We start from the raw sequence: 22704 nt of genomic DNA on the forward strand, positions 1-22704 counted from the left end.
CAAATTTTAATCCTTCACGCAGCGGACTGGGTTATAGCACTCTTCGTCGTTATAGTCCCATACTTCCGCTTCATTTTCTGATCCCCTTATTACAATGTAGTATTGGGTCGAGGATGCATAATATACCCATAGACGTCCATATTCACCCAAAGAATGGAATCCATCATCGCTGCAATAGCTTCCAGTGCCCACAAAGGAGAGCCCGTATGTATCAGTCCCGGGTGTAATTCCTGTTTTCCATCCCTTTGCCGACATCAACGGGAGTGCGTGTCCGCTAGCAAGATTTACAAGGTCTTGCGCCTCCTTATTTGTCGGGATATGCCACCCGTCAGGGCAGATTCCCTGGATGTGGCCGGTACCCAGGTCGCATGAAGATTTATAGGCACAACTGGAGGAATTCATCGCCGCGCTGCGGCTATAAAAGTGACCGTATAGTTCGCAGAAACGGTCGTCGTCGTTGAAACAGGTAGATACTCCAATTTCGTTGCTGGCGTAGTTCAGGTTCTCCGCCATCCATGTTGCACTACCGACTTTTACGGTCTTGTATGTCTTATTGTCGCGCGGGTCCGTCATGGTGCCATATTCGATGTCCGGGTTGAACTGCTCGCCGGCGGTTTCCAGGAGAGGCTCGGCGTCTTCTTGCTTGGCTCTAGAAGAACTGCTCACGGAACTACTCGAAACGCTGCTCGACGAAACCGGGCCATCCTTTATGCAGCGGACGGGGAAATATACTTCCTTACTCGAATAACTGGAAATAGATACGTCATTATACTTAACAAGTAAGTAGTATTGATTAGAATAGCCGTTGTAATAAGTCCATGTGTATGAGAATCCGCCCCTGGAGTCGTAGTTTCCGGCCTCCCAGGATCCAGTCGCAACAAAGGAGAGTCCATAGTCATTCGTTCCCACTGCGCTTGCCCCCCAGCCGTAGTGTGACCTTATTTTGTCCTCATCACTTTCTACATAGTTTACCAAATTTTTGGCTTCACTGTATGTCAAGACGTGCCAGCCGTCGGGGCATATTCCCTGAATGGGACCGTCACCCAAACTGCATGAACGACCGAAAGCGCAACTGGAGGAATTCATCGCTGCGTCACGGCTGTACAGGCGGCCCATGAGTTCGCATTCGCTCTCCTTTTCGTGGTAGCACGTGTTGTGCCCTTCCAGGAGCGGGACAATGCTCGAGTCGGAGAAGTTCAGGTTCTCCGCCATCCAGGTCTGCCCATTGAATTCTATGGTCTTGTATGTCTTGCCGTCGCGCGGGTCGGTCATTGTGCCGTAGGTCAGGCTTGGGTTGAACAGGTCTTCCTTGGAACTTATGGAGAAACTGCTGGAAGGGTTCTCGCTGGACCATACGCTGGTGTAGTAACTGCTCGATGACCTGTAGCTGCTGCTCGACGAACTGTAGGAACTGCTACTCGACCTTGCCGAAGAACTGGAGTAGCTGCTCGAGGAGACTGGGTTTGCCTTCCCTTTAACGCAACGCACTGAGCTATAATATTCTGAATCCTTATAACTCATTACCTCTACGATAGCGTTTGAGCCTCCGAGTAGCAGGTAATGCTGATATGTGTCCGGCGCGTAGGCCCATGTCACTTCGTACCTGTTGATGTCCTCGAAACCGTCGTCGGAATCCCAGTTCCCCGCTCCCAGGAAGGAGAGCCCGTAAGTATCTGTTCCGTCGTTATAACTCCAGGTTGATCCCATTGATTTATAACGCGGTGCATAGTCGCCTACGAAATCCACGAGGTCTTCCATTTCCTCCACGGTCGGGATATGCCATCCGTCTGGGCAGATTCCCTGGATGGGGCCTTCACCCAGGTCGCAGCTCGACAGATATTCGCACCGTGAATCGTCCATCGCGGCATCGCGGCTGTACAGGCGACCAAACTGCGCGCAAAGCGAATCTCTGTTATTGTAGCAGGGTGCCTTTCCCACGTTATTGCCGGAGTAGTTCAGGTTCTCCGCCATCCAGAGCTGGCCATTCACGACGACAGTCCTGTATGTCTTGCCGTCACGCGGGTCTGTCATGGGGCCATAGTCGATATCCGGATTGAACACTTCCTCATAGGAATAGCTGCTCGACGAGCGGTAAGAACTGCTCGAACTTTCCGCCCGATGGAACTTGCGGCCCTCAGCGGTGAGCGTGTCAGTATCGCCGACCCAGATGTACACCGAGTCGCGGGAGTCGAACTCGCAGTAATAGCTGTCCTTGTCGCGCCCCACGATTGCCTCGCGGCCCTCACGAACGTCGTTGCAGGGGTACTCCGCAAATTCCTTGGTCGACGTGAACGCGTAGTCATACCCGCGGTTCCTCGAAACCGGGGCAAAGTCGTCATCGCCGCAGGCAGTAAAAAAAGCCGTTGCCGCAGTCAGGGCACACAGGCCAGGTAGGTATCTAAGCACAGAATGTTTCATTCATCCTCCTTTAACATCCCGCATAAAATATACCTAAAATGTCGGGTTCTCCGGTTATGCCTTGCCGTTTTTCCTATATTCATTACGTACAAATACCGGAGTTTTTTATGGAAATCAAATGGCTTAATCCCGATGCAAAGTTTGACCGCCTCGTCCTTGCAGGCGACATTGGCGGCACCAACACGAACCTTGGCCTCGTAGGCTACAAAGACGGCAAGTTCACTCTGATTCTCGAAACCGTCTGCCCCTCCAAGGATATCGACGGTCTTGACGCCCCTATCCGCGAGACGCTCAAGCTTGCTGCGGAAAGCCGTGCTGACCTTAAGCCGAGCTACGTGTGCATCAGTGCCGCGGGTCCGGTGGCTGCCAACAAGTGCGTCATGACGAACCTCCCGTGGAGCGTGGATGGCGACGCCCTCACCGCGGCGACCGGCATCCCGACCCTTGTCATCAACGACTTCATGGCCATCAGCTACGGTATCCCGACCTTGGACGTGGACGACCCCAAACAGATTTTCAAGCTCTCCCATACTGACGGCAGCCAGCCCGCCCCGCAGAAGGCGACCAAGGCGGTCATCGGCCCGGGTACCGGCATGGGTGTCGGCTTCCTCGCGTTCGATGGCGAGAAGTACATCCCCGCTTCTTCGGAAGGCGGACATTCCACCTTCGCACCGTTCGACAAGGATTCGCAGGAATTCCACGACTACATGGAAAAGAAGATTGGCACCGTGCCCGGCGTGGAACCGCTCGTATCCGGCATGGGGCTCCGCAACATGTACGAATGGTGGAAGGAGACCCGCGGCGTTCCCGATAACGATGCCTTCAAGAAGATTGAGGAAACCGAACCCAACGATCGCCCGAAGTACATCAGCCGCGCGAGCGACACCGACCCGGTGGCTGCCGAGATGATGCGCCTGTTCGTGAAGATGCTCGCCCGCTTTGCAAGCGATGCCTCCACGCTGTTCTTGCCCCTGGGTGGCCTCTACCTGGCCGGCGGTACGGTGCAGAAGGACCTGCGCTGGCTCGAGCGCGACAACCTGTTCATGAAGTATTTCGAGAAGAACTACAACCCGAACATCCGTCCGTTATTGAACAAGATTCCGGTGTACATCATCAAGGATTATAGCATTAGTTTGTACGGAGCCGCAAATGCGAGCCTGAACCTGCAGAAGTAATCTGCTTTGGTTAGCCGTAGATAAAGCCAAGCGTAATGGCCACTGCGACCAGCAGCACGATTTGCTTGAGAATATGTACTTCTTGTGAACTCATGGCCATAAAATACAATTATAGGGTGGCAAAAAAACACCCTGTAAGAAGCAAATAATTTTACAGGGGTAAACGCGTGATTTAGATTACGCAAAATGGGTGCTTATAACACCTTTTTGGCGAAATTGAACGAAAAATGAAGATTTTTTTACGTTAGGAGCTCTTCGGGGACGCATTCCGCCATGGCCTCGTAGGCCCTCGCGCTCGGGTGCAGGTGGTCTCCGGAGTCGAAACCGCTACTGAATGCCTTCGGGTTCTCGTGCCCGCGGACGGCCTTGTCGAAGTCCACGCAGCCGTCGAATTCCGGTGCAGTTCTGAGCCACTGGTTGAACGCCATGCGGATGATGTCGCGGTTCTCGTTGTAGGTGCGCCAGCCGTAAATGGGCAGGAGGGTACCGCTATAGACTTTCAGCCCGAGTTTGCGCGCGTGCATAATGTAGAGCGAGCGCACCCCGTTGATGAGGTCGTCTGCCGTGGGCATGTCGCTCCACGGGCGGAACCTGTTCACCTCGACTCCGACAGGGTGGATGATGTCGTTTATACCGTGTTGCACTATGACTGCGCGGGCACCTGCGACGTTCATCTCGATGGGGAAGCGCGTGGCGCCCTTCAGGCCGTATGCCGCATACGTGATGCAGCTGTATTCCCGCAAGATGCGTGTGCCGCTTACCGCGCGCCGGATAATCGCCACGTTGTTGAACCCCTCGCGGGCACAGCGCAGCGTGAGGTAGTCGGGCCAGTCCTGAGCGGTGATCGAATCGCCGAAGCATACGAGCGCGAAGTTCTTCTCTTCGGTGAGGATGTCGACCGTATTGAGGAAGTAAATCCAGTTCGTCTTGCGCGTGAGATTGTCGGGGAGTTCGGCAGACTTCGCGAAGTTGCCGTAGCTGTACTTGCCGCCCGAAAGCGGGCCCGTGATAGCCGTGCCCGCGTTCATCTGCGTGAAGCCCGCGAAGTACAGGCTCACGTCGAGAGTCTCGCCCGCGGTCACGTCGAATGCGATTTCGTCGCTCAGGGTTTCTTCGCCCGCAGGAATGGTGCCGGAGGTGCGCCCTCCGAACGTGATGGCGACCGGCGCATATTCGGACTGCGCTGCGTCAAGATGCGCGGCACATGTTTCGCTGGCAGTGGACTGCGCGCCGTTTATAAACTGCGTCGAGGTTGCCGGGGAATGCGCGGCCTTTGCAACATACGCCTCGCTAATCGTCACGGGTTCCGTGCCGGTGAGGTTCGAGAAATGGAACCGCAACTTGTTGCCCGAAAAGCACGCACGTATCGGGTAACGCAGTGTCAGGTCCTTCGCGTAGGTCGCTTCCTTGCGGTCGGTAATGGAGGTCGCGTTGCCCCAGCAGGCAACCCATTTCGAATACATCTCTGGCATGTACCAAAGATAGATATTTCGGGAGGAAAAATGTATCTTTAACGTATGGCCGATTCTCTTGACGAAAAGCACATTGAAACTCGCACGAACCTTGCTGCGACTCCTGCCGCACAAGACGCTGCCCAAGATGCCGCGGACCGTGCTGCCCGAACTTCGGCAGACCCCGCTGCCGAGGCTCGCAAGGCCCGCATCAAGAAGATGCGCGGGTGGCTTTCTCCGCGTGATACCGTAGCCGACGATTTTGGCCCCGAAGATGCCGCCCTCTATTACGGCGAAGGGCATTCCGGCTGGAACCGGTAGGTTAGTATCCCAAAGCCTTGGCGCGGTCGCGGATATTTTCTTTATACAGAGCCTTGCTCTTTTCGCTCATAAAAGACTTATCCAGCATTTCTTCCATGACGGGTACGGCGTCAATCGTCTGCTTTAGGAACCTGCGGGCGCGACTTTCGACAACCCCGATTCTCCTGGCGAATTCCATAAAATCCGGAGTGCCGTAAAAGCCGTTCGCTTCGTAAAAGGGCGTCTTGAAATCGTCCTCGTCCTTGAACAAATCCAACGCCGTACGGGATTGCTCGTTAGGAATATGGAGCGACGTATTCAGCAAGTCGTACGCAGGAGTCAAATCGTACACGTCAAGATTCTCAACGCTATTTTGCAGAGAAAAATTCTTGGCATGCGCATCGCCATTGCAGACAAGATAATTGAACAGGACTGTCCTGAAGAAGACTTCCACGGCGACATCGGCCGCGCTCACGTTCTCGCGGATCAACTCGGCAATGCGCTCGTACGAGCCCTTGTACTTGTAGTCTTCGCCATCCCTTTCGGGTACAAGCCCCGCAATCTGGGCAAAGTCGCTCTGGCTCAGGCGGAAACCCGCATACTCGCCGCTGTCTACCACGTCGAAACGCTTGGTCACAAACACGGCGTCGCCGTTCTCGAAATAAAGCAGGGCCGATAGCGCGGTCGGGATTTTGAAAATCGTACGCGCCATCAGCATGGTTACATGTTCGTTGGCCGGAGCATCCTGGTAGTTCTCGTAATGCGAAGGCAGGATGGGCTTGAGGATGTGTGTCCCGCCCCTGTCGGCACTCGTCAGTTTCTTGTTGTCGACCCGCGCCGAAAACTTGGTCTGCACACCGGAAATCGAAATCCTCTTCACCGAACCGTCGGGGGCGAAGGCCAGCTGCGGAGCGTTATAATCCAGATGCGCATTAAAATTCGAAACGCCGAACAGCGCCTTCGAGCAGGCGTTGCAGAAATCCCGTTCGGTCTCCTTCAGGCAGCAGTGGCAACGGCCCATCAGCGCCCCCTCTCGCGCACGGTGACTGCGCCGATCGTCTCGTAGTTGGCAAGTTTCAAGAGCATCGTGAACTTGTCGGAATGCGGGATGCCGAGGCGCTTGCAAAAGAACGCCTTGTTCGCGCCCTCCGGCAGCAAGCCCTGAAAATACGGGAACAAAAAGGGCGAACTGAAGAAGCGCTTCTTCTTGGGCATGTCCAGGGCGATGGACGGATTCTTTGACGCGATGTATTGCGGGGTATAGAGGAACGCGAAGCGCCTCCCGTTTTGCAGAAGGTACCCCGCCAGAATGTCGTTGTAGTACACGCAGGCGCTACGGACTTTCGCTACGCTATTCATGCCTTACCCGCTCGCTCAAGGTGACTACGAAACCGAGAGGCCTAACCATCTTGTTCAGCACGTTTATGGACGGGTTCGCCTTTCCCTGCTCGACAGAGTTGATGGTTCTGGGAGAAATGCCGGACATTTCGGCCAGGTCCTGCTGGGACAGCCCCTTTTTCTTCCGCCTTTCCGCGATCTGTTTGCCGATTTCTTCCATTTAATGAGCCTCGATACCGCAATATATTGCAGTTTTTAGGTTAAAATATATAATTGCCGGCCTTTTGTCAATAGAAAACCGCAATATATTGCAGGATTTTCATTGAAGCGGATTTTTGTATATTTAAAACAGCCGGTCAGGTGGCCGGCCCCGTATTATTAGATCGTCTATCCGCGTTTGTCGCGGAGACGGTCTTTTTTTTATGCGGTAAAAATGGAAATGCCCAAAAAAGGAGTACAGATGAAGGAATTCGATATGGTCGGAATGCGCACGATAGGCAATGTGGAACTGCTGCAGAAACCGCATGCGCGCATCGGTGTTTTCGCGTCGCGGCAGCTGGATAGCGTGGGGAGCATTATCAAGGAGCAGTGGTCGGTAGCGAAGGGGAGGCAACGCAAGTGCATTGTCGGCACGTTCCATTCGCGCTCGGAATGCGAGATACTTTACCTTGTTCTGAAATATGGCGGCTCTGCCGTGTGGTTCATGGGCTGCAAGCTGCCGGATACCCTGCCCGATTTCTGCAAGAAGGCCGTGAAGAGCGGGCGCCTGCTGATGGTGTCGTGCTTCAACCGCGAACGGCACAACCTCGCGACCGCCAGGTACTGCATGCACATGGTCGATCTCGCATCGAGCTACCTCGTGTTCTGGGCGCTGGAAGGCAGCCGGATGCTCGGGCCCATTCACGCCCGCGCCGTCGCCCGCGGCAAGTGGGTGGAATGCTTTTGAGGGAAACTAGGCGGGAAAATGTGTAACATCCCATGAAAATTGGGCAGGAAAATGTGTTTTTTGCCTGATGTTTGTAGCGGTTTGCTATATATTTAGCATAAAGTCCTATGAGTAAATTTGCTTGTAACGAAAACGGATTGAGCAAAAAGAATCGGCTCCTCTTTGCCCTTGCGGTTGTGGTGTCGCTTTGCTTTGGCTACGGTTACTGCTGGGAACAGGACCTGATGCTTAACGTCAACGTGCGCGATGACTATCTTGTTGTCGGTGCCCTTGGCTGGTTTCCTATCCCGAATGTGTATTATAAGGTTCTTGATTATCCGTACGCACATCGCTATGCGGCAATCGAGAAGGATTTCGAAGAGGATCCGGGGCGTCTCCTTTGGGCGGTCTATTATCCGTTCCCCCGTTATATGTATTCGGCACTGGTCGCGACGCCGGATAGCGTCTATGTTGATGGCAAAGGCGATTTTCTCAGCATGGAGGGGGAGGGCGACTTGGGCATGATTCCGCCGAAGGATTTGAAATTGCCTGCCGAAGGGGATTCGCTTGCTACGCTTTCTCCGAATTCTATGCGAAGGATATGGCGGGGAGATGCCGCTATCGCTCCGCTTTCTGCGTTTGATGTTATTGTCAGCACATTGATTCGTGTTCGCGAGGCGTATGCTGACAGGTGGGACGCTGACAGGATTACTTTATGCATCGATGGCAGTTTCTTTAGGCGGAATAGGTTCCATGAATTGACCCCCTTGATAATTGCGTTGAAGGAAATAGGATTCAAGTACGTCTGGGTCAATGTTTATGAGCTGGATGAAGATTTTCGCCTTCGCTCGATAAAAATGGCCTATCGGGAAATTTACCGGTTGACCGGTCTCAAACCTTCAATGTCCCTTCCTCGCGGTTTTAGGGTGGCCTCCAGCTCGAGGGCGATATTTAAGAAATTGGTCGGGATGGAAAAGTCTAAAGAATTCAAAAAGAATATTGACAAGCTGCTTGAGGAAGCAGCTGGTTCGTCAAAAGCCGAAAGTACTAGGCCATCCGGCAAAGTCTTGATTCCGTCATGGGCCGATGATATCAAGGTGCGTGGCTCCCGTTCCGCCAAAGATGTCCTGGAAATCATGCACCAGCGAGAGCCAGGATTGCGTCATGTTTACAATAAGTTCTTGAAGAAGAAACCCGGATTCGAAGGCCGCGTTGTCCTGAGACTGGAAATTGCTCCGAGCGGTGAAGTTCTCCATACAGCCGTCGCATATTCCTCGACCGGTTACAAGGAGTTCGATAATGCGGTCAGTGACTATGTCGGTGGGATACCGTTTGGAGAGGTGGAGTCCGGAAGCACGAAGGTGACGATCCCGCTCACGTTTTATCAGCGGTGATTCGGGGTGAAATGATTTCCGATTTAGCCAAGTTCAGGCGCTCTAGGATGAAGGGCTAATGCGCATATCAGGGCGTTGTCCAAACCATTTTTTTTGCTATTTTTTTAGACAATAGAGTTTTAACTTATAGAAAGAAAAAAGTTCTGACAAAAAAAGATGAATAAGACCAACCCTAGGTAGCAAAGGAGCCGGGAATCACTTATGCAATTGAATTTGAAGTTTCACAAGTTTTTTCCAGAATTAATTATATCGGCTTTCTTTTTTTCTGCCTGCGGTGATAACGGGAGCGACTCTCAATCCGAAGAGCCTATAATACCTCAAATAGATATACAAACAAATATTGGAACGTTTACTGATGAACGAGACTCTCAAGTTTATGAAACAGTACAAATTGGAACGCAAACTTGGATGGCTGAAAACCTTAAATTTTTCGTCAATGATGTAAATAGTGATATTCTTTTTAAGTGTTACAATGATGAAGAGGTCAATTGCGAGAAATACGGATTCCTATATACTAGGCCTGCCTTATCTATCTTTCAATTGTGCCCAAATGGATGGCATTTACCTTCATTAGACGAATGGAAAATGCTCATAAATCTAGTAGGCGGTGAGCAATTTGCTGGAGCCAACTTAAAATCTAAAGAAGGCTGGAGTAACGAAGCGGATGGGTTAGACATTGCTGGATTTTCAGTTTTGCCTGCAGGAATCTTTAATCCCCATAGGGGATATTTGGCTATAAACGAGCAATCCACTTTTTGGGCTGACGACGAACAAGACGGACTTTATTGCGCAATTAGATTTTATACAAATAATTCAACATACATGTCTTGCCATCATGAGGGTCATTTTGGCTATTCTGTTCGTTGCATAAAGAATTTTGATTAAGTTAGGCTCAATAGTATAGATTACTAAAAGTAGAATAATGCCAAAAATCCCCCGGCGAGTGCCGAGGGATTTTTGCTAAAAGGAGACCCCCGCTCGGAGGCAGGGATGACATGTAAGGCGCGGGGGCGCGACTCTCGCGATTAGTACCTGTAATGATCCGCCTTGTACGGGCCTTCCACAGGCACGCCGATGTAGTCGGCCTGGGCCTTGGTGAGGGTCGTCAGGTGGACACCGAGCTTTTCGAGGTGGAGACGTGCGACCTTTTCGTCGAGGATCTTCGGGAGCGTATAGACGACGCCGCTTTCGTACTTGATGCCGGCGACAGTCTGCTTGCCCTGGGCATTGAGCCAGAGGTCGATCTGAGCGATGGTCTGGTTCGTGAAGCTTGCACTCATCACGAAGCTCGGGTGGCCGGTAGCGCAGCCGAGGTTGAGCAAGCGGCCTTCGGCGAGCACGAGGATGCTGTGGCCGTCGGGGAAAATCCATTCGTCGTACTGCGGCTTGATTTCGTTACGCTTGATGCCCGGAACCTTCTTGAGGCCGGCCATGTCGATTTCGTTGTCGAAGTGGCCGATGTTACCGACGATGGCGCGGTGCTTCATCTTGCCCATCTGCGCGGCGCTGATGATGCCGGTGTTGCCGGTGGTGGTCACGAAGATGTCGGCCATGCTCACGACTTCGTCGAGGGTCTTGACTTCGTAGCCTTCCATGGCGGCCTGGAGTGCGCAAATCGGGTCGATTTCGGTGATGATCACACGGGCGCCCTGACCGCGGAGGGACTGGGCGCAGCCCTTACCCACGTCGCCGTAGCCGCACACGACTGCAATCTTGCCTGCCATCATCACGTCGGTCGCGCGGTTGATGCCGTCGATGAGGGAGTGGCGGCAGCCGTAGAGGTTGTCGAACTTGGACTTGGTCACGGAATCGTTCACGTTGATTGCCGGGAACTTGAGGCGGCCGGCCTGGGCCATCTGGTAAAGGCGATGCACGCCGGTGGTGGTTTCTTCGGAAACGCCGCGGAGAGTTTCGCGGGCGCGGGTCCACTGCTTCGGGTCCTTCTCGAAAATCTTACGGCAGGTGGCGAGGAACACGCCCCATTCTTCGCTGTCGGTAGCGGGGTTGAATTCGGGCACCTTGCCGGCGTCTTCGAATTCGGCGCCGCAGGTCACGAGCATGGTGGCGTCGCCGCCGTCATCCACGATGAGGTCAGCAGTCTTGCCGTCCGGCCACACGAGGGCGCGGGCGGTGTTTTCCCAGTATTCTTCGAGGGTTTCGCCCTTCCAGGCGAACACGGGCACGCCCTGCGGGTTTTCCACAGTGCCCTTCTTGCCCACCACCACGGCGGCGGCAGCGTTGTCCTGCGTGCTGAAGATGTTGCAGCTGACCCAGCGCACGTCGGCACCGAGGTCCACCAGCGTTTCAATCAAGATGGCGGTCTGCACCGTCATGTGGAGGCTACCCATAATACGGGCGCCAGCGAGCGGCTTCTTGCCTGCATATTCCTTGCGCAGCGCCATCAGGCCCGGCATTTCGGTTTCGGCGAGGTCGAGTTCCTTGCGGCCTTCCACAGCAAGGTTGATATCCTTAATTTTGTATTCCATAATGTTTCCTTTTGGCGCGGGTTTTGCAACCATCTTATAGTGGTTGTCGGTCGCACATCCTTATTTATGCATAAATATAGTTTTATGCATATTTTACGTCAACGAGAACCGTGCGGAAAGTGTATACGTGCAGGCATTTTTGGGAAAATGGCGGTGAAATTGAAATTTTTTTGATGTTTTCACCGCCACTTTGCTATGTTGTGTGTAAAGAAACATGGCGATGGAGGTTACTTTGTAACTTTTGGGCGGTGAAAATCGTTATTTTTATTGCGTTTCACCGCCGGGCGGCGAGAAAATACTTCTCAAATAGCGACTTTTTATACATATAAAGTAATTTCTGGCGGTGAAATTGGAAACTTTTTGTCGTTTTCACCGCCATTTTTCAATTTGCCGCATTAATCCGCATCAACCAGCGTCAACTATTCCGTAAACAATATTCCCCGGATGCGTAGCGTCTTGCTGCTTTTCGACTCTTCTTCCGCATGCAGGTATTTTATCCCGAACGTGGCCCCGTCGGTCTTGATTTGCCTTGTGGAGTCCTGCTTGAGCGTCTGCCTGTCGACGGTAAAGCTGTAGACGGTCCTGGTTGCGCTTTCGCCTGCCGGGCCTGCGGTGCTGTCGGCGCATGCGTCACTCTCGTCGCTGTTGCAACTGCAGCCGCTGTCTTCTTTCAGCGAAATCCGGAAGGTGAGCGTGTCGCCCGCGAATTCGAACTCATCGTTGTTGAAGTAATGGTCTATGGCGACGGCGCCCTTCGTGCCGCGGGGTACCTGGAGCACCGCCTTGTCGGGGTACTCTATGCTGACCTCGAACTGATCGAACGGCTCTGCATCCGTGCTGTCCGAATCCTCGCAACATTCGTCTTCGGCGAGGTCGTTGGTGAATGCGTAGTCGTATCCTGTGATGGGGAGATATCCGGTGAATTCCGGGTTGTGTGCTTCGGCAAGCTCGAGCATTCGCGAAACAAGTAGCTTCGAGTTCTCGTCATCTTTTTTCCGCAGGTCGATAACGAATTTCCGGGCGTCATCCTTGCTGAGCGGGAACTCCGTGTAGCCCGCTTCGGCAAGGGCTTCCCTGATGCTCCCCATCCAGACGCGCTGCGAAATGCTGTATGCGCTCAGCGGGGTATCGGTGATGACGAAGAAGAGCGCGCAGAATATGACGGCGATGTAGCGTGACTTGCACTTGATTTTGTCGATGAGGAAGACCGCGATGATGACGTAGAAGTAGATGTTGATGGTCGCGGCGTAGATGCGTTCTGCCGAGATGCCGTAGTCGCTGATTCTGCGGATAAGGCCGACGGACATCATGGCCACGAGCGGGATGCACGCTGCGGGGAAAACCTTGAGGAGTTTTTTCTCGAACGTGTTGCCGGGAGCAAGGCGCGTGGGGTACAGGATGGTGACGAGCGCGAGCATGTACAGCATGAATCCCGAGACGAAATACGATACCATTCCCTGCGGCATATCCCACAGCACGATGAACTTGACGATGTAGGCGTAAAAGAGGAGTATGGCGAGCGAAAGTACCGGCACGAAGAGGAACCGGATAGTGCTCGTGGCGAACTTGTTCAGCGCGGGTGTTTCGCTGTGGCATTCCTCGATGGCGGGGATGCCGCTGAAGTAGAGTATGGGGAAGACGGCACTTGCGCAGAAGTAGAAGATGTAGAAATAAACCTTCTCGTCGAATTCATGTTCGAAAAGTGCGCCAAAACAGAAGACGAGCGCTTCTACGGATGCGAGCAGGAGTGCTGTGACGAGCGCGGCGACAACTAGCGCCTTGAGGTTCTTGAATAGGAAAATCCAGAATGCGTTTTCGTCTTTGTTTTTCCAGAACGGGGCGATAAATATGCCGAGCGTGGCGGTCACGTACACAAGCGCGGTACTTGCAATAAAGTAATATGTCAGCGTGGAGTAATGTGCCAGCAATGAAAACTGCATCGCAACGCTGGAGGTGATACCGAAGGCAAGTATAATTGAAAGCGCGAGCCATGCTGCGCCCGAGATTGCCTGCGGCAACTTGCTTTCGTTTTTCAGGGATTCCTGCACGAGCGATGTCGTGAGGGAAATGAGCATCGCTGCGACAGGGTAGATACCGAGCCACGCGAGGAATCTCATTCCGGCGAGTCTTTCAAAGATTTCTGTATGTTCCGTGTTGTAAACAAGCGCGAAGAATGTGAAGAAGGCGAGTGCCGATGCGATGGGGAACCGCCTGAACGCGCTCGAAATCTGGCTCGGGTATTTTTTGAAAGCGTCAAGTACCATATGTTAAATATAATACTGTCGTGACTTTGTCATCCCCGCGGAGGCGGGGATCTTCCTTGCAGTTATGAATTTACGGGGGCTAACCGTTCGTCATCCCCGCGGAGGCGGGGATCTTCCTTGCAGTTATGAATTTACGGGGGCTAACCGTTCGTCATCCCCGCGGAGGCGGGGATCTTCCCTTCATATCAGGAATCTTTGTACTACTTCTTCACGCAGCGCACCGCGAGGAAGGTCTGGTCGGTGAATGCCGTCGGGTCCGTATCGGGGTAGGTATTCCGGTAGGTTTGCGGATTGGTGTAGTATCCCCAGAATTCAACTTCGTAGTACCCTACCTTGGCGATAAGTCGTTCTCCTTTTTCGTTGGACTCGTTCATCCATAAGAGGGCGGTGTACCCTTGCCAGGGTGAATAGGGCTGGTCGGTGTCAATGATTCTTCCGCTCAGTATAAAACTCAGTCCGTAGGTGTCGGGCGCTGAATAACTGCTCCCTGTACCGCCCAGTTGCGAAATGTTGTGCGGGGTTTCCGGTTGCCTTGTCCCGAGCGTGAGTATGTCGCTGGAATCGGGGAGGTTCCACCCTTCGGGGCATACCTTGGCCGCGACGTTCACGCTGTAGTACCTTCCGATATTCTTGCAACTGTCATCGAGGCAGCGTGTTTCCTTCGCGAGTTCGCTTTCGGTAAATCCGGCGTACTTCATGTTCTCCGCAATCCATGTACGGCCCTTGTATTCTATCGTGTGATAGACGTAGTTGTCGCGCGGGTCCTTGAAACTTCCGTAATCAATTTCGGGGTTAAAGTAGTATTCCGCCGGATAGTCGGTATGCCATTCGTACGTGGGGCGCCATGTCTTGTTGAAGCAGATGTATTCGGTGAAGTTTGTCCAGACTTTTTCGTTGACGATTTTGATGCGTTGGTTGTCGGTATCGCAGGGCCTGTTGTAGAACTCGCTCCATCTCCCGTCCTGGCAAACGTAGTACATGTTCGGATCGTTTTCGCTCTGTTGCGTCTGCCCGTCGGTAGTGCATTCCGTCTTTGACATTTCGATGTCGTTCTGGTTCGCGTAATCCCAGCCTTCGTCCATGCAGGGGGCGTCAGCATTGTAGAAGTCGTAACTCCTGCAGAAGTGTTCCTTGCGGCACACATAGGTTTTGGCCGGGTTATTCGGGCTTGTGTACAGTTTACCGTGCTTGTCGCAGGGCACGTCGAAGGTTTCTGCATCGATGGTTTCTGCTTCGTACCAGCCCGAGTCGAGACTGCATACAAATGATTTGCTGATGGGCTTGCCCCCGTATAAGATGTACTTGCCTTCCCTGTTGCAGGGTTGATTGTACGTGTAGACCTCTTTGTCGGTGGGGATGTCCCAGCCGGTTTTGCGGCATATAAAGCGGATATTCCCGATGCCGATGGAATCAGTCATGTATTCCCCAATGCGGATGGAATCCTTCAGGTCGGTAGTGCAATAGGGAATGTCAAAGCACTTACGTGCAACGTTGTTCACGATGAACTTGGGTACGGGGCGCGAAAAGCCTCCAGCACATCCCTTGGGTGTGTATGCCGTATTGTCGTAGAGGATGTAGTTGGGGAATGCACTTGCCGAATATATGGTGGAAACGTCGTTTTTCCGGAATTGAAACAGGTCGCTAAAGTTGCAGTAGTATTTTTTCTCGAGGGTGCCGGTCCTTGCGAATGTTTCTGCCACTTCCTTGAAGAACTCGGATTTCGTGGTCCCTCCGAAAATGTAGTCAAGCGCATAGTCGATGAACTTTGTATCGACGCCCGGGTGCTCGCGGAGTATGCTGTCTACGCCGATGACGCCGAGCAGTTCCCACTTGGCGGTGGTATCTGCCGCATCTTTGGACAATCCGCCTTGGGTCAGTACTTCGATGCGGCCCGCAAGGACGCTGTCGAGCGTGATGAGGTTCAGCGTGGTGCTTGTCGTGGCGGTGTCTATGCCGCCTATGCCACCGCAGCCGATTCCGCCTATACCGCCGTATTCGCCGCCAATTAATATGTCGCGTGTGTTGGTGTCGATGATGGCGTAGATGTGCTGTTCAATGGTTTCTGGGTTGTTCGGAGTTTTGCTCGCGGAACTCGAGGATTCCGGTTCGCCCGGCTCGGGTTCGCCGACGACTTCGCTTGAGGAACTTTCGCCCTGCGCGATGACCGTGTTCTCGTCTTCGGTGGTGCCCGTCACCTTCTCCGAACAGGAGCAGGCGAAAAACGCAATGAAGCATGCGGGTAGAATTAGCTTAATCTTGCTCATTGCTTGTCTCCTTTTTTACAACCCTATTATTTACTTTGTCCGAAAGCGGGAAAAGCTGCAGGTTCACGCGATACACCTGGTTGATGTTCTCGCATTCGCGCGCGATGTCGATAATTTTTTTGCGGCAGTCGTTTATCGTTTCTACGATTCGGGCGTAGGCGGCCTCGTCGATTCCCATGGTGACGCCCGTAATGTTGCGCTCCTCGGGGCTATCCGTGTCGATGGATTGCATGGCGAGGCCCGCCATTTCGCGGTTCATGGACCGGATGGCGAGCGGGATGGCCTCTTTCGAGCCCTTCACGGATTTTTCCGTCTGCTCGTAGGTTCCCTTGCCCGTCTTTACGAGAAACCCCGCCTTCACCAGGAACTGGAGCGCATCCTGCACGTCGAGTGCCGATGTCTTGTTCCTGATGCTCGCTGCGATTTCGCCCGGTGCCGCTCCTGGCATTATCGGGGCGAGTTCGCGCACGATGGGGCAGGCGGGCGTTTCGTAGTAGTGGAAGGCTTCGGCATCGACGATGCGTATCTTGTTGAGCCTGGCCTCCTGTTCGAGTTCGCGAAGTGCCGCCTCCTTCTCCGCGGCACTTTTCGCGTTCCCGAATTTTACGAGCAGCCCGAAATAGGTGTAGTCGAACCCCTCTAACCCCATGGCTCGCGCAACCTTCGCTATTCCGGGCTTGCTCAGGCGCGTCCCCCCGTCGCAAACCAGCTTGAGGTATGTCGGTGAGACAAAACCGGCGAGGCTTGCGAATTCGCGCCATGTGAAATAAGAAACCCTCTTGCGCTCCTCGTAGAAGTCGCGCATGTAGGTACGGTAGTCACTGTACTCGGTTATTGGCTTCATGTGAGTAAAAATAATACAAATTAGGCGAAAAAGCAACAAAAAAACGCAATTTTTATAAAAATAATTTGTGTTTTGAAAAATATGATACAAGATGCAACGTATATGATACGCGGGTGTATTATATGCGGGCCGGGGGCGTGTTGCGGGGTTGCGCTCGGGTCGCGTTGCGGGTTGCGATTAAAAAAATGTATCTTTACTGCATGGCGATGGTAACAGAAGTTTTCACTCCGGCAATGTTCCGGGCAATGGCCGCGAAGGGCTACACGCAAGAGGATTTGTGCTTGCGTGTCGGCTGGTCGCGCCGCAAGATTGTGGACAACTTCACGATGGAACTTGCCGCGGCCATCGAGTTTCTGCTCGACACTCCTGCGAAGGAACTGTGGAATTTCCGGAAGGGCGAATTGCGTGCTTTGCAGGCGGGCCGCAGGGAATTCAACCGCATGCTGTGCTCGCGCGAGGTTATCGCGTGGGCGCGCCGCTTCCCGGTGCGTGAACTGGAATCGCGCGGGCTTATTGCGAGCGCCGCCGGCATGGGCACCGCTGGCATGGGTGCTATCGGCCACAACGAGGCCTCTGCGACTGCTGCGACCACTGCGTGCAATTCGCATGCGCAGCGTTACGAATCGGGGCTCGTTCCCCGCGAGGTAATGAAGTTCATGGGCGTCGCGAGTATTGCCGGCTGGCAGAAGGCCTACGCGATTGCGCAAGATACGCTCAACCCGCACGCCTATTCCGCATGGCTGCGCGTCGGGGAACTCCAGGTGAGCCGCCCTCCCGCAGATTTCGAGATCGACCGCGGGTGCATCGCGCGTAACCTTGCCTTCTTGCGGAACAATGCGGTGCCTTACAGGGCCGGACTGCGGCGCGTATTTGTGGAAACTCTCCGCAAGTGCGATGTCGCCGTATTGCAGGTGCCCGCGTTCCTTGCGGCGCCAGCCCCGCGGGCGGCGTGCTTCTGGAAGGGTGCGCGCCCGGTACTGCAACTGCCCACGGGTACGGCAAGCGATGGCGACTTCATGGAATCCGCATACGGCGCGATGGGGCATATCCTGTATAACCGCAAGAGGCTCTCGTGTCTCGTGACTGCGGATAAAGTAATTTCGAGCGATCCCGCGCGGGGTGTTGCCGCAATGCGCATCGCAGAGAACCTACTGCTCACCGAAGCCGAGGAATGCGAGATTATTTGCTGCGGGCGATTCGAGGAACCGCGCTGCATCGAGTATTTTTCACGTGCGTTCCACGTGCGCCCGGGTATCATCGTCACGCGCCTGCAGGCCCAGCGGAAAATCCCCGCGATAAGCCCGCTGAACGCATTTAAAATAGCGGTTTAGCACCCGCTGGCATCCCCGCTTTAGGTGGGGATTTCCCTTTTATACAGACCAAATGGCTACGTTTTGCCGATTTAGTCTGCTTTTAGAGATGGGTTTCCCGCCCTTAAATGTGAAAAAAACGAATTTCGGCAGACTAAATGGCTTTGAATCCTTGCTTTGGTCTGCTCGCCAGCCGTAAAACCATCCAAATTGTTGCATACAAACTAAAAATCGGCAGACTAAATGGCTTTGAAACCTTGCTTTGGTCTGCCCGCCAACCGTAAAACCATCCAAATTGTTGCCTACAAACTAAAAATCGGCAGACTAAATGGCTTTGAAACCTTGCTTTGGTCTGCCCGCCAGCCGTAAAACCATCCAAATTGTTGCCTACAAACTAAAAATCGGCAGACTAAATGGCTTTGAATCCTTGCTTTGGTCTGCCCGCCAACCGTAAACCAGCTTGGCCGCCGTAAACCAGCTTGGCCGCCGTAAAACAGCTCGCCCTAGTCCATGCGCCGCACGCGGCGCCCACGCTACCCGTTAACTAATTTCACGAACTCGCGGCATACCGCCTCGGGGTCGCTCTTCCCGAAAATCGCGGAGCCCACCACGAACACGTTCGCGCCCGCTTCCTTGCAGGCGAGGATATTGTCGAGCTTCACGCCGCCGTCAATCTGGATGTCGAGTTCCGGCTTCATCGCGCGCAGTTCGCGGATTTTGTCGAGGCAGTACGGGATAAGGCTCTGGCCACCAAAGCCAGGGTTCACCGACATGATGAGCACCATGTCCACGATGTCGAGCACGTACTTTATGCTTTCTAGCGGGGTCGCCGGGTTGATAGCCACCGCGGGCTTCACGCCGAGTTCCCTAATCTGGTGCAGCAGGCGGTCGAGGTGGTTTGTGGTTTCGGCGTGCACGCTGATGATGCTTGCACCCGCCTTCGCAAATTCGCCCACGTAGTTTTCGGGATTCTCGATCATCAGGTGGCAATCGAGCGGGAGCTTGGTGCCCTTGCCCACGCATGCGGAAATCCCCGGGCCGAAACTGATGTTCGGCACGAAGTGTCCGTCCATGATGTCGAGGTGCACGAGGCCTGCGCCGCCGTTTTCGATGGCCTTGAGGCCGTTACCGAGTTCGAGGAAGTTAGCGTTCAGCACGCTGGGGGCGATAATTTGTTTGAGCATACGCCAAAATTAGCAAAAAGCAAGGCCCGGCGCATCACCAAACCAGAAATACACTTCTTCAAACCCAAAATAAACATCATCAAGCCGGAAATACGCATCGTCAGCCCCCAAAACGCCTTCATTTTACATCTAGCCACGAAACTTATTTTTTACTAACTTTGAACCCGAACTTAACATTAGGAGATAAAATCATGGCTAAGACTACTGCAAACAAGGTCGCAAAGGCCCCCGCAAAGAAGGCCGCCGCCAAGCCGGCCGCCGAAAAGAAGGCCGCTCCGAAGGCCGCCGCCGCGAAGAAGGTCGCCGTCGAATTCGTCGCCGACTGCCCGCTCGCAACGACCGTTTCCGTCGCCGGTTCCTTCAACAACTGGGCTGTCGACAAGGACATGCTCAAGAAGGACAAGAAGACTGGCCTCTGGACTGCGAAGATTTCCCTCGCCGCTGGCGACTACGAATACAAGTTCGTGTGCGACGGCAAGAACTGGGACGCAGGCGACAACAAGATCAAGCACGTCTAATTAACGTTCTTTGTCATTCTGGAGCGCAAGGCGCGATAGAATCCATATAGAAATTACGCCGGGCTAATCGCTCGGCGTTTTTTGCTAGATATCATATTATGGTGTGTAAAGATGCGTTTGCTCACATTTCTGGTGCGACCCTATTGCGCCAGCGTCTTGGTTTAATTATATTTACACTTACATAGCGGGGTAACCTGCGTCCGGATTTATGGAGCTTTGCTTCTTATTATCTTCTTGACTGGAATCGGCAAAATTCAAACGCGGAAGGTAATAGGCAAACGCTCACGTCCCGTTCGGGGCGTGGGTTGTTGATTTTTGTTTGTGCGTTATGGCTTTGCCGAGCCTCAGTCTGCAAGCAATCGATTGGCAACACACGCCTTTTTCTATGCAATGACCGCCTTTGATTGGCCCTCCGTTTTTTCGCCGCTTTCCTCCCCGCAAAAAAAACGGAGACTCTATGGAAATCAAAGCGCGTTTTTCCCGATACGTTCCTGCATGCGCCGCCCTTGCTACTGCGGCAATCCTCCTGTGTTCGTGCGCGACAAACCCTCCCGCATGGTACAAGGCGGGTTACTCCAAGTACGAAACTGATAATGCGCTTGCCCAGTGCGAATACGACGTGAGCATGCAGATGCTGCCCGACGACAAGCAGGGCCGCGCCGTGAACAACTGCATGATTCGCCAGGGCTTCCGTTTTGTGGACAACCCGCCCGACGACCCGGAAATGGACCACTACGTACCCCCCGCACAGCAGCCTGCACATGCGGCGCCGCAACCCGCTCAACCTGCACCTGCATCGCAACCCGCATACCAGTCGCCCGCCCAGCCTGCTCCGGCCCCGCAGCCTGCATACCAGCAGCCCGCCCAACCCGCTCCTGCACAGCCTGCGCGCAACCAGATGATCGATGAATCCGGGGATAACCAATGGTGGAAATAAGGACATTGAAGGCGCTATTTGTCGCATGCCATCTCGTGGCCGGTATGGCGCTTATGGGGTGCGCAGGCAAGACTGTGGTTATCGGGCAACAGACCTGGATGACCGACAATGCGAATGCGCCGGTCGAAGGTGCAAAATGTTACAGGCAAGGTAATAATGGCCAGCAGTGTGCCGACAACTTCATGGTCTATGACTGGCAAGGTGCGAACAGCGCGTGCCCCGAAGGTTTTCACTTGCCGAGTCTCCAGGAATTCTCGACTCTCGAAAGTGCGCGCAAGGCGAAGAACGATGTCGTGAACCTGGCATGCCATGATGATGGCAAGACGTTCGATAACGGGCTCTGCTACGAAACAGCCTTTTCCGCATTCTGGACAAGCACGCAGGCCGACAATAAAACCGCGTTCGTGTGGGACGTGGAACTCGACTACACGAACCTCGCCCCGCGTGCTGCCGGGAAAAAAGAACTCTTTGCCGTGCGCTGCATAAAGGACTAGCCCATGCTTAAACGAACCGCCATCACGCTTATTGCCGCATGCGCATCCGTTTTCGCAGGCGACATCTCTATATCGCTCCCCTCGTCCGAGAACTTGGGTGAAAAAATCAGCTTCTTGAAAGACCTTCGCGAAAATGCAAATCTCGACGCCACGCAACAGAAGAATTTCAACGACCTGTGGACACAGGCGAATAATGTCGCCGCCATGAACAATCGCTGTGGCTCGATTCTTTTGAACGATATCCCCGACGAGGCGTGCCAGCACTTTTACGAGGTTGAACTCCCTGCATTCGAGGCGAAGTTTTTTGAACTCACCGGCGAATTCAAGCTGAATGCGGTCAAGGCTTCCAACGCGCTCTCGGATAAGCGTGCGATGATCGAGGCGTGTGCTGCTGCCCTCACTCCGGAAACATACCAGGTCTCCAATATAATGACGGTCATTGGCGAAGTTTCTCCCGAGCCTCTCGATGACGGAATGGCGATGATCAGGTATAACCTGGCGCTTGCAATCAACAGGGCGAAGCGCGAGGCTATTGAAGCGCAGCTTTCCAAGTGGTACGAGGCCTGTGGGGAGGGTGTCCTGAGTCAGGGGGACTATTCGCCGCTGTTTGTACAGAGAATCAAGAAGCAGGTCTCGCGGGCCGGTAACTATATCGACATTATTGGCGGCAAGATTGTGGTGGTACAGGCCAAGCAGGAACGCTTCAGTTACTACGTGAACGACCGATTCCTTTTCGGCAAGTCCATCCTTGCGGGTGCGAAACTCCTTTCCATTGACAAGGCGGGCGTAGTGCGTTTCATAAACACGTCGGGTATCCAGTGGAAGGATTACGCCATCTTCAATGAGGAAGAAATCCAGAAGAGAGGGTTCAACGGCCGCATGCTTTGGGGCGACCGCACTGCCCCGCTCCGCACGGTCCGTGCGTTCAAGAGCGGGAGGATTTTCAAGAGCGTCATTATCGGCAAGCAGGAATGGAGTGCGGTGGATCTAGGTGCTGGTGATTGGAGGCGCGCCGTGCAGTCTTGCCCGGCGGGCTGGCACCTGCCCACGGATGACGACTGGAAAGAACTCGGGAATTTCGTGAATGCTAATAGCTATGGCGCCCCTATCCCGCCCATGCTCAAGGCCGCCCGCGGGTGGGCTAATCCGGGCATCGACCTTTACGGATTCAGTGCGAGGTTGGCTAAGTACACGGAATACGGGACACAGGCTCCACCGCAAAAGAAGGAATGTGCCAGGTACTGGAGCAATACGCAAGTGAATAACATGGTTGCAAGTTACTGGGAACTTTGTGACGATAAACTCCGTTTGGGCGAGTCCGACAAGCGGAGTACATATTCTGTCCGTTGTGTACAGGATGGCAACCTTTCTTTCAAGAAATAACGGTCGGGCGAGCTATGAA

The 22704-nt window shown here is 53.8% G+C and carries 21 protein-coding genes; 11 read left to right on the forward strand and 10 right to left on the reverse strand.

Going from position 1 to position 22704, the window contains the following annotated elements; genetic code table 11:
• Positions 1-6: 6 nt before the first annotated feature.
• Entirely contained in the window at positions 7-2418 is a 2412-nt protein-coding gene (locus BUA44_RS10605; RefSeq protein WP_072811768.1) for an FISUMP domain-containing protein, read from the reverse strand.
• A 107-nt stretch (positions 2419-2525) separates the two neighbouring features.
• Here BUA44_RS10605 and BUA44_RS10610 point away from each other — a divergent pair, with 107 nt between their 5' ends.
• Positions 2526-3593 carry a glucokinase gene (locus tag BUA44_RS10610; RefSeq protein ID WP_072811770.1) on the forward strand — a complete coding sequence of 356 codons (1068 nt, stop codon included), beginning with the start codon at positions 2526-2528 and terminating at the stop codon, positions 3591-3593.
• Positions 3594-3832: 239 nt separating this feature from the next.
• On the opposite strand, the gene BUA44_RS10615 is transcribed toward BUA44_RS10610, so the two are convergent.
• The gene (locus BUA44_RS10615; RefSeq protein WP_072811772.1) at positions 3833-5065 is read right to left on the reverse strand and encodes an SGNH/GDSL hydrolase family protein; all 1233 of its coding nucleotides are present in this window, start codon (positions 5063-5065) and stop codon (positions 3833-3835) included.
• A gap of 45 nt (positions 5066-5110) precedes the next feature.
• Between BUA44_RS10615 and BUA44_RS10620 the strand changes: the two genes are divergently transcribed.
• Complete coding sequence (locus tag BUA44_RS10620; protein ID WP_072811774.1) at positions 5111-5365, forward strand: hypothetical protein; 255 nt, start codon at positions 5111-5113, stop codon at positions 5363-5365.
• A 1-nt stretch (position 5366) separates the two neighbouring features.
• Here BUA44_RS10620 and BUA44_RS10625 read toward each other — a convergent pair whose 3' ends face one another.
• From BUA44_RS10625 to BUA44_RS10635, 3 genes are read right to left on the reverse strand one after another with little or no spacing between them, the layout of a single operon-like run.
• Positions 5367-6365, reverse strand: a complete 999-nt coding sequence (locus BUA44_RS10625) for a HipA domain-containing protein (protein ID WP_072811776.1) — start codon at positions 6363-6365, stop codon at positions 5367-5369.
• A complete protein-coding gene (locus BUA44_RS10630) occupies positions 6365-6703 on the reverse strand; it encodes a HipA N-terminal domain-containing protein (protein ID WP_072811778.1) in 339 nt (112 codons plus the stop codon). Before BUA44_RS10630 ends, BUA44_RS10625 begins: the two co-directional genes overlap by 1 nt.
• A complete protein-coding gene (locus tag BUA44_RS10635) occupies positions 6696-6902 on the reverse strand; it encodes a helix-turn-helix domain-containing protein (RefSeq protein ID WP_072811780.1) in 207 nt (68 codons plus the stop codon). Before BUA44_RS10635 ends, BUA44_RS10630 begins: the two co-directional genes overlap by 8 nt.
• 240 nt (positions 6903-7142) lie before the next feature.
• Here BUA44_RS10635 and BUA44_RS10640 point away from each other — a divergent pair, with 240 nt between their 5' ends.
• The 3 genes from BUA44_RS10640 (at position 7143) to BUA44_RS10650 (ending at position 9886) form a co-directional block, all read left to right on the forward strand.
• Complete coding sequence (locus BUA44_RS10640; protein ID WP_072811782.1) at positions 7143-7628, forward strand: hypothetical protein; 486 nt, start codon at positions 7143-7145, stop codon at positions 7626-7628.
• Between the two features lie 107 nt (positions 7629-7735).
• Positions 7736-9001: a TonB family protein gene (locus BUA44_RS10645; RefSeq protein ID WP_255370532.1), complete on the forward strand. Its 1266-nt coding sequence runs from the start codon at positions 7736-7738 to the stop codon at positions 8999-9001.
• 201 nt (positions 9002-9202) lie between these two features.
• Positions 9203-9886: an FISUMP domain-containing protein gene (locus BUA44_RS10650; RefSeq protein ID WP_072811786.1), complete on the forward strand. Its 684-nt coding sequence runs from the start codon at positions 9203-9205 to the stop codon at positions 9884-9886.
• Positions 9887-10026: 140 nt separating this feature from the next.
• Here BUA44_RS10650 and ahcY read toward each other — a convergent pair whose 3' ends face one another.
• The 4 genes from ahcY to BUA44_RS10670 form a co-directional block, all read right to left on the reverse strand.
• Positions 10027-11487, reverse strand: coding sequence for an adenosylhomocysteinase (gene ahcY, locus BUA44_RS10655; protein WP_072811788.1), 1461 nt, complete (start codon positions 11485-11487; stop codon positions 10027-10029).
• 419 nt (positions 11488-11906) lie between these two features.
• Positions 11907-13751 carry a DUF4153 domain-containing protein gene (locus BUA44_RS10660; RefSeq protein WP_072811790.1) on the reverse strand — a complete coding sequence of 615 codons (1845 nt, stop codon included), beginning with the start codon at positions 13749-13751 and terminating at the stop codon, positions 11907-11909.
• Between the two features lie 200 nt (positions 13752-13951).
• Positions 13952-16015, reverse strand: coding sequence for an FISUMP domain-containing protein (locus tag BUA44_RS10665; protein WP_072811792.1), 2064 nt, complete (start codon positions 16013-16015; stop codon positions 13952-13954).
• Positions 16002-16859, reverse strand: a complete 858-nt coding sequence (locus BUA44_RS10670) for a TIGR02147 family protein (protein ID WP_072811881.1) — start codon at positions 16857-16859, stop codon at positions 16002-16004. Before BUA44_RS10670 ends, BUA44_RS10665 begins: the two co-directional genes overlap by 14 nt.
• Before the next feature lie 206 nt (positions 16860-17065).
• Between BUA44_RS10670 and BUA44_RS10675 the strand changes: the two genes are divergently transcribed.
• Together BUA44_RS10675 and BUA44_RS15980 are read left to right on the forward strand one after the other, a co-directional pair.
• Entirely contained in the window at positions 17066-18190 is a 1125-nt protein-coding gene (locus BUA44_RS10675) for a hypothetical protein (RefSeq protein ID WP_143151954.1), read from the forward strand.
• A 222-nt stretch (positions 18191-18412) separates the two neighbouring features.
• Positions 18413-18538, forward strand: coding sequence for a hypothetical protein (locus BUA44_RS15980; protein WP_255370533.1), 126 nt, complete (start codon positions 18413-18415; stop codon positions 18536-18538).
• A 164-nt stretch (positions 18539-18702) separates the two neighbouring features.
• Here the strand turns inward: BUA44_RS15980 and rpe are convergent, their stop codons facing one another.
• Positions 18703-19353, reverse strand: a complete 651-nt coding sequence (gene rpe / locus BUA44_RS10680) for a ribulose-phosphate 3-epimerase (RefSeq protein ID WP_072811796.1) — start codon at positions 19351-19353, stop codon at positions 18703-18705.
• A gap of 191 nt (positions 19354-19544) precedes the next feature.
• Between rpe and BUA44_RS10685 the strand changes: the two genes are divergently transcribed.
• The 4 genes from BUA44_RS10685 to BUA44_RS10700 all read left to right on the forward strand — a co-directional run bounded on the left by BUA44_RS10685 (position 19545) and on the right by BUA44_RS10700 (position 22685).
• Positions 19545-19871: a glycogen-binding domain-containing protein gene (locus tag BUA44_RS10685; protein ID WP_083579592.1), complete on the forward strand. Its 327-nt coding sequence runs from the start codon at positions 19545-19547 to the stop codon at positions 19869-19871.
• A gap of 457 nt (positions 19872-20328) precedes the next feature.
• Positions 20329-20808 carry a hypothetical protein gene (locus tag BUA44_RS10690; RefSeq protein WP_072811798.1) on the forward strand — a complete coding sequence of 160 codons (480 nt, stop codon included), beginning with the start codon at positions 20329-20331 and terminating at the stop codon, positions 20806-20808.
• Positions 20796-21302 carry an FISUMP domain-containing protein gene (locus tag BUA44_RS10695; RefSeq protein WP_072811800.1) on the forward strand — a complete coding sequence of 169 codons (507 nt, stop codon included), beginning with the start codon at positions 20796-20798 and terminating at the stop codon, positions 21300-21302. Before BUA44_RS10690 ends, BUA44_RS10695 begins: the two co-directional genes overlap by 13 nt.
• Before the next feature lie 3 nt (positions 21303-21305).
• A complete protein-coding gene (locus BUA44_RS10700; protein ID WP_072811802.1) occupies positions 21306-22685 on the forward strand; it encodes an FISUMP domain-containing protein in 1380 nt (459 codons plus the stop codon).
• The last annotated feature ends 19 nt before the right edge of the window (positions 22686-22704 follow it).

The sequence above is a fragment of the Fibrobacter sp. UWR3 genome (assembly GCF_900143055.1).
GTDB lineage: Bacteria > Fibrobacterota > Fibrobacteria > Fibrobacterales > Fibrobacteraceae > Fibrobacter.

Bases quoted from the DNA above. Each gene is read 5' to 3' on its own strand.
- BUA44_RS10605 (WP_072811768.1), bottom strand. From the start codon at position 2,418: ATGAAACATTCTGTGCTTAGATACCTACCTGGCCTGTGTGCCCTGACT.
- BUA44_RS10610 (WP_072811770.1), top strand. From the start codon at position 2,526: ATGGAAATCAAATGGCTTAATCCCGATGCAAAGTTTGACCGCCTCGTC.
- BUA44_RS10615 (WP_072811772.1), bottom strand. From the start codon at position 5,065: ATGCCAGAGATGTATTCGAAATGGGTTGCCTGCTGGGGCAACGCGACC.
- BUA44_RS10620 (WP_072811774.1), top strand. From the start codon at position 5,111: ATGGCCGATTCTCTTGACGAAAAGCACATTGAAACTCGCACGAACCTT.
- BUA44_RS10625 (WP_072811776.1), bottom strand. From the start codon at position 6,365: ATGGGCCGTTGCCACTGCTGCCTGAAGGAGACCGAACGGGATTTCTGC.
- BUA44_RS10630 (WP_072811778.1), bottom strand. From the start codon at position 6,703: ATGAATAGCGTAGCGAAAGTCCGTAGCGCCTGCGTGTACTACAACGAC.
- BUA44_RS10635 (WP_072811780.1), bottom strand. From the start codon at position 6,902: ATGGAAGAAATCGGCAAACAGATCGCGGAAAGGCGGAAGAAAAAGGGG.
- BUA44_RS10640 (WP_072811782.1), top strand. From the start codon at position 7,143: ATGAAGGAATTCGATATGGTCGGAATGCGCACGATAGGCAATGTGGAA.
- BUA44_RS10645 (WP_255370532.1), top strand. From the start codon at position 7,736: ATGAGTAAATTTGCTTGTAACGAAAACGGATTGAGCAAAAAGAATCGG.
- BUA44_RS10650 (WP_072811786.1), top strand. From the start codon at position 9,203: ATGCAATTGAATTTGAAGTTTCACAAGTTTTTTCCAGAATTAATTATA.
- ahcY (WP_072811788.1), bottom strand. From the start codon at position 11,487: ATGGAATACAAAATTAAGGATATCAACCTTGCTGTGGAAGGCCGCAAG.
- BUA44_RS10660 (WP_072811790.1), bottom strand. From the start codon at position 13,751: ATGGTACTTGACGCTTTCAAAAAATACCCGAGCCAGATTTCGAGCGCG.
- BUA44_RS10665 (WP_072811792.1), bottom strand. From the start codon at position 16,015: ATGAGCAAGATTAAGCTAATTCTACCCGCATGCTTCATTGCGTTTTTC.
- BUA44_RS10670 (WP_072811881.1), bottom strand. From the start codon at position 16,859: ATGAAGCCAATAACCGAGTACAGTGACTACCGTACCTACATGCGCGAC.
- BUA44_RS10675 (WP_143151954.1), top strand. From the start codon at position 17,066: ATGGTAACAGAAGTTTTCACTCCGGCAATGTTCCGGGCAATGGCCGCG.
- BUA44_RS15980 (WP_255370533.1), top strand. From the start codon at position 18,413: ATGGCTTTGAAACCTTGCTTTGGTCTGCCCGCCAACCGTAAAACCATC.
- rpe (WP_072811796.1), bottom strand. From the start codon at position 19,353: ATGCTCAAACAAATTATCGCCCCCAGCGTGCTGAACGCTAACTTCCTC.
- BUA44_RS10685 (WP_083579592.1), top strand. From the start codon at position 19,545: ATGGCTAAGACTACTGCAAACAAGGTCGCAAAGGCCCCCGCAAAGAAG.
- BUA44_RS10690 (WP_072811798.1), top strand. From the start codon at position 20,329: ATGGAAATCAAAGCGCGTTTTTCCCGATACGTTCCTGCATGCGCCGCC.
- BUA44_RS10695 (WP_072811800.1), top strand. From the start codon at position 20,796: ATGGTGGAAATAAGGACATTGAAGGCGCTATTTGTCGCATGCCATCTC.
- BUA44_RS10700 (WP_072811802.1), top strand. From the start codon at position 21,306: ATGCTTAAACGAACCGCCATCACGCTTATTGCCGCATGCGCATCCGTT.